Raw genomic sequence first — 9,054 nt, forward strand, 5'->3', positions numbered from 1 at the left:
TCCGCTTCCCCCCATTCGGGGGTGGTGAGACCTGGGCCACTGATTACACGATGGCAGGTAGCGGTGCGGCAATGAGGAGGACATATGACGGACACGGAATCCGGTGCGACGGGGCGCGCGCCGGCCGCCACCGAGGAGTTCCGGGCGGCGCGGGATCTGCTGCTGCGGCACCGGGAGGACTATGCCGCGGCCCGCGCGGCGTTCCACTGGCCGCGCCCGGAGCACTTCAACTGGGCGCTGGACTGGTTCGACACCATCGCCCACGGCAATGACCGCACCGCGCTGCACCTCGTCGAGGAGGACGGCAGTGAGACCCGGCTGAGCTTCGACGCCATGCGCCGCCGCTCCGACCAGGCCGCCAACTGGCTGTCCGGCCAGGGGGTGCGGGCCGGTGACCGCATCGTCATGATGCTCGGCAATCAGGTGGAGCTGTGGGAGACCGCGCTCGCCGCGATGAAGCTGCGCGCCGTCGTCATCCCCGCGACGCCGCTGCTGGGCACCGCCGACCTCGCCGACCGGATCGACCGCGGCCACGCCCGGCACGTCATCGTGCGCGCCGCCGACACCGCCAAGTTCGACGGGGTGGCGGGCGACTACTCCCGGATCGCGGTCGGCGGTGCGCCGGACGGCTGGCTGGCGTACGAGGACGCGTACGACGGCCCCGAGACCTTCGAGCCGGGCGGGCCCACCCGGGCGGACGACGCCCTGATGCTCTACTTCACCTCCGGCACCACCGCGCGCCCCAAGCTCGTCGAGCACACCCACGCCTCGTACCCGATCGGGCATCTCGCGACGATGTACTGGATCGGTCTGCGGCCCGGCGATGTGCATCTGAACATCTCCTCGCCCGGATGGGCCAAGCACGCCTGGTCCAATCTCTTCGCGCCCTGGAACGCCGAGGCCACCGTCTTCCTCCACAACTACACCCGCTTCGACGCGGCCCGGCTGATGGCGGAGATGGACCGGGCCCAGGTCACCAGCTTCTGCGCCCCGCCGACCGTCTGGCGGATGCTCATCCAGGCCGATCTGTCCGCGCTCCGCCAACCGCCGCGGGAGATCGTCGCGGCCGGTGAACCGCTCAACCCGGAGATCATCGAGCAGGTGCGGCAGTCCTGGGGCGTCACCATCCGGGACGGCTTCGGGCAGACCGAGACCGCCGTCCAGGTGGCCAACACCCCTGGTCAGACCGTCAAGCCGGGCTCCATGGGCCGTCCCACCCCCGGTTTCGACGTCGTCCTCCTCGACCCGGTCAGCGGCGAGCCCGGCGACGAGGGGGAGATCGCCCTCGACCTCTCCGCCCGGCCGGTCGGCCTGATGACCGGCTACCACGGGGACCCGGCACGCACCGCGGAGGCGATGGCCGACGGCTACTACCGCACCGGCGACATCGGCAGCCGCGACCGCGACGGCTGGATCACCTACATCGGACGCGCCGACGACGTCTTCAAGGCGTCCGACTACAAGATCTCCCCGTTCGAGCTGGAGAGCGCCCTGCTGGAGCACGAGGCGGTCGCCGAGGCCGCCGTGGTGCCGGCTCCCGATCCGCTGCGGCTGGCCGTGCCCAAGGCGTATGTGGTGCTGGCGGCCGGGTGGTCGCCCGGCCCGGAGACCGCGAAGCTGATCTTCGAGCACTCCCGTGCGGTGCTGGCCCCCTACAAGCGCATCCGGCGGCTGGAGTTCGCCGAGCTGCCGAAGACCGTCTCCGGCAAGATCCGCCGTATCGAGCTGCGTGAACGCACCGCGCAGGGCGACGGCGGCGCCGAGTACTGGGAGGAGAACCACCGATGAACCAGCAGCAGCCGGAGCTGTCGTACGCCAGTGGGACCGCCGGGCGGCCGCTGCTCGGCCACACCATCGGCACCGATCTGACCCGCACCATCGCCCGGTTCGGCGACCGGGAGGCGCTGGTCGAAGTGGCGAGCGGCCGCCGCTGGAGCTACGCCGAACTGGGCCGCGCGGTCGACGAGGTGGCGCTCGGCCTGCTCGCCAAGGGCGTCGCCAAGGGCGACCGGGTCGGCATCTGGGCACCCAACTGCGCCGAGTGGGTCCTCGTCCAGTACGCCACCGCCCGTATCGGCGCGATCCTCGTCAATGTCAACCCCGCCTATCGCGTCCACGAGTTGGGCTACGTCCTGCGGCAGGCCGGCATCAGCGTCCTGGTGTCCGCGACGCACCACAAGACCAGCGACTACCGCGGGATGGTCGAGCAGGTACGTGCCGAGAGCCCGGAGCTGCGCGAGGTGATCTACCTCGGCGACGACACCTGGGGCGCACTGCTGGCGGCCGGCGCCACCGTCCCGCCCCAACGGCTCACCGCCCGCGAACAGGAGCTGACCGCCGACGACCCGGTCAACATCCAGTACACCTCGGGCACCACCGGCTTCCCCAAGGGTGCCACCCTCTCCCACCACAACATCCTCAACAACGGCTACTGGGTCGGCGAGACCCTCGCCTACACCGAACAGGACCGGGTGTGTCTGCCGGTGCCCTTCTACCACTGCTTCGGCATGGTCATGGGCAACCTCGGCAGCACCTCGCACGGCGCCTGCATCGTCATCCCTGGCCCCGCCTTCGAGGCCGCCGCCACCCTGCGGGCCGTCCAGGACGAACGCTGCACCTCCCTCTACGGCGTCCCCACCATGTTCATCGCCGAGCTCAACCACCCCGACTTCGCCTCCTACGACCTCTCCTCGCTGCGCACCGGCATCATGGCGGGCTCGCCGTGCCCCGAGGAGGTGATGAAGCGGGTGGTCACCGAGATGCACATGACCGAGGTCTCCATCTGCTACGGCATGACCGAGACCTCACCGGTCTCCACCCAGACCCGCCGGGACGACGACCTCGCCCACCGCACCGGGACCGTCGGCCGGGTGCTGCCGCACATCGAGGTGAAGGTCGCCGATCCGGCGAGCGGGGTGACCGTGCCCCGCGGCACCCCCGGCGAACTGCGCACCCGCGGCTACAGCGTGATGCTCGGCTACTGGGCGGAACCCGAGCGCACCGCCGAGGTCATCGACCCGGCCCGGTGGATGCACACCGGTGATCTCGCGGTGATGAACGACGACGGCTACGTCCGGATCGTCGGCCGCATCAAGGACATGATCATCAGGGGCGGTGAGAACGTCTACCCGCGCGAGATCGAGGAGTTCCTCTACTCCCACCCCAAGATCGCCGATGTCCAGGTCGTCGGCGTCCCCGACGAGAAATACGGCGAGGAGATCGCCGCCTGCGTCATCCTCCGCGATCCCGAAGACCCGCTCACTCAGGACGAGTTGGCCGCCTACTGCCGCTCCCGCCTCGCCCACTACAAGGTGCCGCGCCACCTGGAGATCCTCGACGCCTTCCCGATGACCGTCAGCGGCAAGGTCCGCAAGATCGAACTGCGTGAGCGGCTGGCGAAGGGGCTGGGACGGGTGCCGCGGTGATTCGGTGGTGTTCAGCCCCGCCGCTCTCCCGGCCAGTCCAGCAGCAGCCGCTGCGCCTTGGGCAGCGAGGCGACCACGAGGTCGTACGAGTCCTCGATCATGTCCAGCACCAGCCGGTCGGGAAGGTCCCCGTCCAGGGAAACGGTGTTCCAGTGCCGCTTGTTGAGGTGGTAGCCCGGCACCACCTCGGGGTGCGCCGCCCGCAGCCGCTCCGCCAGCTCGGGCTCGCACTTGAGGCTCACGGTCAGCGGCGCATCCGTCAGCGTCGTCAGCGCGAAGATCTTGCCGCCGACCTTGAAGGTGGACACATCAGGGTGCCGCGGGAAGGGGAATTCCTCGGTCGCACCGTTGAAATCCAGGCAGACGGCCCGCAGGGCATTCGCGTCGATCATGCTCACATTCTCCCCGGCCGGGGGCCGGTCGCGGGCGTGGCGGGCGCACCCGGCCGCCACGTTTCACGGAGCCGGCCGGGCGCTCCCGGGCCTCTCCGCTCCCTCCCGGGTATCGATTCTCAAATCACCGAAGGGGGAGTACTGTTTCTGAAATCGAAGCAGAGTCGGTCGTCCGGAAGCGGAGCGGCGCGCAGCGGTACGCCGTCAACTCCCGGAACGGGCGCCCGAGTCCGCACCACACAGAAATGAGGAGCAATGGATTTCCCTGCGTTAGCGGTACGCGACGCCGTCGCCCGTGCGCTCGCCGAGGACGGCTGCCGGGACGATGTCACCACCCGCTGGAGTGTGCCCGCGGGGCTGCGTGCGCAGGCCGAGATCATCGCGAAGCAGCCGGGGGTGATCAGCGGACTGCCCGCCGTTTCCGAGGTGTTCCGCCAGCTCGACCCCGACGTGACGGTGGAGGTGCTGGTGGCGGAAGGGACGCTCGTTTCACCGGGCCGGACGCTGGTCCGTCTCACCGGCGAGGCGCGCAGCCTGATCACCGGGGAACGCACCGCGCTGAATTTCCTCCAGCGCATGTGCGGCATCGCCACGCTGACGAAGCAGTACGCGGACCTGGTCGCCGACCTGGACGCCAAGGTCCTCGACACCCGCAAGACGGCCCCCGGGCTGCGGTCCCTGGACAAGTACGCCGTGACGTCCGGCGGCGGCACCAGCCACCGGCTCGACCTCTCGGCCATGGTGCTGCTCAAGGAGAACCATCTGGCAGCCGCCGGCGGCGTCAGCGCGGCGATCGACGCGGTCCGCGCCGGCATGGCGGCCGAGGGCCGGGAGACGCTCATCGACATCGAGGTGGAGACCGTCGCGGAGGCGGAGGAAGCACTGCGCGCGCGGGTGCCCTGGATCATGCTCGACGACATGACGCTCGACGAGATCAGGCAGGTCGTCCGGGCCCGGGCGGAGCTCGCCCCCGGTGCCGGAATCGTCCTCGAAGCCTCCGGCGGAGTCACCCCGGAACGACTGCGGCCGATCGCCGAGGCCGGGGTGGACATGGTCTCCATCGGCGCGCTCACCCACAGCGCCCCGGCCCTGGACCTCAGCATGCTGCTGACCGCGACACCCCGCGCATGACCGGCATCTCGCCGACGGCCCCCGGCCCCGTACCGGCGGCGGACGTCACCGTCGACGGCACCGGCCTGCTCTGCGTGGCCCTCCTCCTGCGGCTGCGGGCCGAGATCGCCGAGGCCGGGCCGGGCACGGTCGTGCATGTCATCGCGACCGATCCGGCGGCTCCGCTCGATCTGCCGGCCTGGTGCCATATGACCGGCCATCACTATCTCGGCCCTATATCGAACGACGGCGCGGACGGCACCGTCTATGCCCTCCGCCTCTCCGCCGACGCCCGCCCCACCCGCCCCGACGCACCGTGGCGCACGGACGACCGGCCGAAGGCGGACACGGAGCGCTGACCGGCCGTCTCAGTCCTCCCCGCGCTCCCAGCCGGCCTCCCGGCGCATCGCCACCCGCGGCCAGCGGTCCAGCCCCAGCGCCGCCTCGTGGGCGCGGATCGCCCGTAGGCCCGGGGTGAGTTCGGCCTCGGGGAGCACCCGGAATCCGATCCGGGCGTAATACGGGGCGTTCCACGGCACCTCGGTGAAGGTGGTGAGGGTCAGCGCGACCGGACCGCCGTCCTTCCCCCGGCGGCTTGAGGGCAGGGGAGCCGCCTTTCTCGCCCGGTCGATGAGGGCCCGGCCGATGCCACGGTGGGCGTACTCCGGGTGGACCGAGACCTGCTCGATATGGGTGCAGCCGTCGACCGGCTCCCACAGCAGATAGCCGACCGGGCGGCCGCCCTCGCCGCCCGGCCCGGCTTCCTCGTACGCGGCCAGCGCCCGCCCCGCCCGCTGGAACTCCGTCAACTGTGCGATCGACGGCGGCTCGTCGTCGGCGATCGCCGCCATGCCGAGAGCGCGGAAGGGCTCCCCGGCCGCACGCTCGATGGCGCGCAGCACGGGCAGTTCGTCGAGGGCGGGCACCTGAATGATCACGGGACCAGTGTCGCCGGTTCCGAGGAGGCGGGCGAGCGGGTTTTGTGGCGGGTGGGGGCCGCGGCGGTCCAGCGGGTGCCGGCGACGGTCACCCCGGCTGCCCCCTCACCGCCCCGCCGCCCCATATCTGATCAGTTCGTCGGCCGGGTCGTTGACCGGTTGTGGGGTGCCGGTGAGGTCCATGACGAAGAGGGGGAGGCGGAGGTCGTCGGCGCGGGTGCGGGCGTCCCGGGCGTAGCCGGCGAGGGAGAAGAAGACGGCTATGGCGGAGTCGTTGAGGCCGTTGAGCCAGACGCATTCGATCTCGCGCAGCTTGGTAGCGCGGGTGGTCGGGTCGACCTGGGCGACCACGCCCGTGCCGCGCAGGTCCACTCCGGAGGCGGTGCGTTCCTGGGTGCGGGCGACATCGGCGTAGCCCAGCCACTTCAGATACTGCTCGGCGGCCGTGACGCAGTCGCGGGCCGTGCGGATGGTGACCGGGCGGAACGCGGGCCGCAGGAGGGCGCGTGCGGGGTCGGCGGCCGGCGGTGGTGCGGACTTCGGGGCGGGCTTCGGCGCGGGCGGGCCGGAGGTCGGGAAGTTCGGGGGCGGCAGGGCGGGCGCCGGGGCGACGGGGACCCGGACGACCGTGCCGCAGGCGCAGCCGGACTCCGGGGCCGGCCACTCGTCCTGCCGGCCGCAGACCTCACAGCGCACCTCCACCCAGGAGGCTTGCCAGGTGCGGTGGAGTATCTCGACGGGAACCCCGCCGCGCAGTACGGGCATGGTGAGCGGGGCCCCGCAGGCGCACGGGAAGGTGGGCGGGGTGAAGGCGTTCTCGCGGCGGCACGTGGGGCACCGCACCGGCACGCTGTCGGCCATGGTCGGCTCCTGGCAGGTCGGGCGGCAGACAGGTCGGATCTGCTGCTGCCCCCATGGTCCCTCCAAAGTCGGGTGCCGGGGGCCGAATTGCGGCGGTGAGTGCCGGGTGGGGGAGAAACGAGGGGAGTCACGGCGCACGGAGCGGGCGCGTCGCGGTGCGGACGGCTCGCCGTGCTGCGACAGGGCCCGGCGTCCGTGACCGTACGGAGGCCGGGCCCTGTAGTGGTTTCCGTCCGGCAGCGCGGGCAATCGGGCGCGACCGGACATCGCACCGCCGGACGGAGTCTGGGGGTGGGGGAGGCGGGCTCCGCGGCGGGGGAGCGGGCTCGCCCTTCCTGTCGGGCGAGCGCTGCCACCGCACTGCGTGCTCCCGTATGCCGCGGAGCTCGCACTCCCGCTCCGTACCGCCGGCACCCCTCAATGGACCGCCGGTACGGAAGCACGAGGAACTGACCTCCCGTCAGTCCTCGCGCAGCTCGCGGACCCTGGCCTCGACGCGCTTGCCGTAGTCCGTGTCGGCGGCGTGGAAGTGGGCGAGGTTCTTCTCGATCACGTCGTCGCGGCCGACCTGGGAGAGGCCGCCGGCGATGTTGTCCACCAGCCGCTTCTTCTCGTCCTCCGACATCAGCCGGTAGAGCTCACCGGCCTGGAAGAAGTCGTCGTCCTTGGTGTGCGCGGGCGCCTCATGGGTGCCGACGTGGCCGGAGACGGCGAGCGGGGCGGAGAGCGGCCGGCCGGTCTGCACCGGGCCGCTGTAGGAGTTGGGCTCGTAGTTCTTGGCGTACCGGTCGTAGCCGTTGGTCGCCATGAGGCCGTCCCGGCCATAGTTGGCGGCCTCGGTCGCCTTGGGGGCGTTCACCGGCAGCTGGGTGTGGTTGACGCCCAGGCGGTAGCGGTGGGCGTCGGCGTAGGCGAACAGCCGGCCCTGGAGCATCTTGTCCGGGGACGGGCCGATGCCCGGCACGAAGTTGTTCGGGGAGAACGCGGACTGCTCGACCTCGGCGAAGACGTTGTCGGGGTTGCGGTCGAGGACCAGCCGGCCCACGCGCTGAAGCGGGTAGTCGCGGTGCGGCCACACCTTCGTCAGGTCGAAGGGGTTGAAGCGGTAGTCGGCCGCCTCGGCCGCCGGCATGATCTGCACGTACAGCGTCCAGGAGGGGTACACGCCCCGCTCGATGGACTGGAGCAGGTCGGTCTGGTGGCTGTTCGGGTCCGAGCCGGACAGCGCGGCGCCCTGCTCGGCGTCCAGGCAGCGGATGCCCTGGTTGGTCTTGAAGTGGTACTTGACGAAGAATGCCTCGCCCTCGGCGTTCGTCCACTGGTAGGTGTGCGAGCCGTAGCCGTTCATGTGGCGGTAGGAGGCCGGGATGCCGCGGTCGCCCATGAGCCAGGTGATCTGGTGGGTGGCCTCGGGGGAGTGGGCCCAGAAGTCCCAGACGTTGTCCGGCTCCTGCTTGCCCGTGAAGGGGTCGCGCTTCTGCGAGTGGATGAAGTCGGGGAACTTGATCGGGTCCTTGATGAAGAACACGGGGGTGTTGTTGCCGACGAGGTCGTAGTTGCCCTCTTCGGTGTAGAACTTCAGGGCGAAGCCACGCGGGTCACGGGCCGCGTCCGGGCCGCCGAGGCTGTCGGCGACGGTCGAGAAGCGGATGAACGTCTCGGTCCGCTTGCCGACGGTGTCGAGGAAGCCGGCGTGGGTGAAGGCGGTGACGTCGTCGGTCACCTCGAAGTAGCCGTACGCGCCGGAGCCACGGGCGTGCACCACGCGCTCCGGGATGCGCTCGCGGTTGAAGCGGGCGAGCTTCTCCAGCAGGTGCTGGTCCTGGAGGACGAGCGGGCCGCCGACGCCGGCGGTGGCGGAGTTCTGGTTGTCGGCGACGGGGGCGCCAGCCTCCGTAGTGAGAAAGCGCGCCGTCAGCGTGGGCTTCGACATGGTGACCTTCCGTACGAGAGCGCGGAAGTTGGCTTCCGCATGTCGGAGCGTAAGAAGGGCTCCGACCAAACGTCAACAGTTTGTTGAAACAAACCTGGGGTGTCCAGGGGTGTTCCGGGCGGCGGCCACACCTGGGCGCGACAGGACAAGTGTCGGCGCGGCCGCCGCCCGGAAGCGGAGGGGAAGGGAAGCGTCAGGGGGCCCCGGCCTCCGGGAGCCGGGTCGCCGCGTGCGGACGGCTTCCTCGTGGCGGCGCGCAGGGCCCGAGCTGGGGCCCTGCGCCGCCGTGGACTGAGGTGCCGGTGGTGTGTCCGGAGAGGCGTTCGACGCCGCGCAGGAGGGCGGAGTGGTCGAGGCCGCCGTCGCCCTGGGCGCGCAGGGAGGCGACGAGTTGG

8 protein-coding genes and 1 pseudogene are annotated in these 9,054 nt (G+C 71.1%); 4 read left to right on the forward strand and 5 right to left on the reverse strand.

Translation table 11 applies throughout. From position 1 onward, the window contains the following. Positions 1 to 84: 84 nt before the first annotated feature. Both ACFWJW_RS34735 and ACFWJW_RS34740 read left to right on the forward strand, forming a co-directional pair. Positions 85 to 1,788, forward strand: a complete 1,704-nt coding sequence (locus ACFWJW_RS34735; protein ID WP_387248723.1) for an AMP-binding protein — start codon at positions 85 to 87, stop codon at positions 1,786 to 1,788. Then, positions 1,785 to 3,425: an AMP-binding protein gene (locus ACFWJW_RS34740; protein ID WP_387248725.1), complete on the forward strand. Its 1,641-nt coding sequence runs from the start codon at positions 1,785 to 1,787 to the stop codon at positions 3,423 to 3,425. Before ACFWJW_RS34735 ends, ACFWJW_RS34740 begins: the two co-directional genes overlap by 4 nt. A gap of 11 nt (positions 3,426 to 3,436) precedes the next feature. On the opposite strand, the gene ACFWJW_RS34745 is transcribed toward ACFWJW_RS34740, so the two are convergent. Continuing rightward, positions 3,437 to 3,817 (reverse strand): MmcQ/YjbR family DNA-binding protein, encoded by a 381-nt coding sequence (locus ACFWJW_RS34745; RefSeq protein ID WP_387248727.1) that lies wholly within the window; start codon positions 3,815 to 3,817, stop codon positions 3,437 to 3,439. Positions 3,818 to 4,072: 255 nt separating this feature from the next. Between ACFWJW_RS34745 and nadC the strand changes: the two genes are divergently transcribed. Then, positions 4,073 to 4,948 (forward strand): carboxylating nicotinate-nucleotide diphosphorylase, encoded by an 876-nt coding sequence (gene nadC, locus ACFWJW_RS34750; protein ID WP_387248729.1) that lies wholly within the window; start codon positions 4,073 to 4,075, stop codon positions 4,946 to 4,948. Further along, positions 4,945 to 5,286: a sulfurtransferase TusA family protein gene (locus ACFWJW_RS34755; protein ID WP_387248731.1), complete on the forward strand. Its 342-nt coding sequence runs from the start codon at positions 4,945 to 4,947 to the stop codon at positions 5,284 to 5,286. Before nadC ends, ACFWJW_RS34755 begins: the two co-directional genes overlap by 4 nt. Before the next feature lie 9 nt (positions 5,287 to 5,295). Here the strand turns inward: ACFWJW_RS34755 and ACFWJW_RS34760 are convergent, their stop codons facing one another. The 4 genes and pseudogenes from ACFWJW_RS34760 to ACFWJW_RS34775 form a co-directional block, all read right to left on the reverse strand. Then, positions 5,296 to 5,865: a GNAT family N-acetyltransferase gene (locus tag ACFWJW_RS34760; protein ID WP_387248733.1), complete on the reverse strand. Its 570-nt coding sequence runs from the start codon at positions 5,863 to 5,865 to the stop codon at positions 5,296 to 5,298. Positions 5,866 to 5,970: 105 nt separating this feature from the next. After that, a complete protein-coding gene (locus tag ACFWJW_RS34765; protein WP_387248735.1) occupies positions 5,971 to 6,726 on the reverse strand; it encodes a hypothetical protein in 756 nt (251 codons plus the stop codon). A 460-nt stretch (positions 6,727 to 7,186) separates the two neighbouring features. Beyond that, positions 7,187 to 8,644: a catalase gene (locus ACFWJW_RS34770; protein WP_387248737.1), complete on the reverse strand. Its 1,458-nt coding sequence runs from the start codon at positions 8,642 to 8,644 to the stop codon at positions 7,187 to 7,189. A 325-nt stretch (positions 8,645 to 8,969) separates the two neighbouring features. Beyond that, positions 8,970 to 9,054 (reverse strand): annotated as a pseudogene (locus ACFWJW_RS34775) (2-hydroxy-3-oxopropionate reductase); the annotation flags it as partial.

It is taken from the genome of Streptomyces sp. NPDC127097, from assembly GCF_042724075.1.
GTDB lineage: Bacteria > Actinomycetota > Actinomycetes > Streptomycetales > Streptomycetaceae > Streptomyces.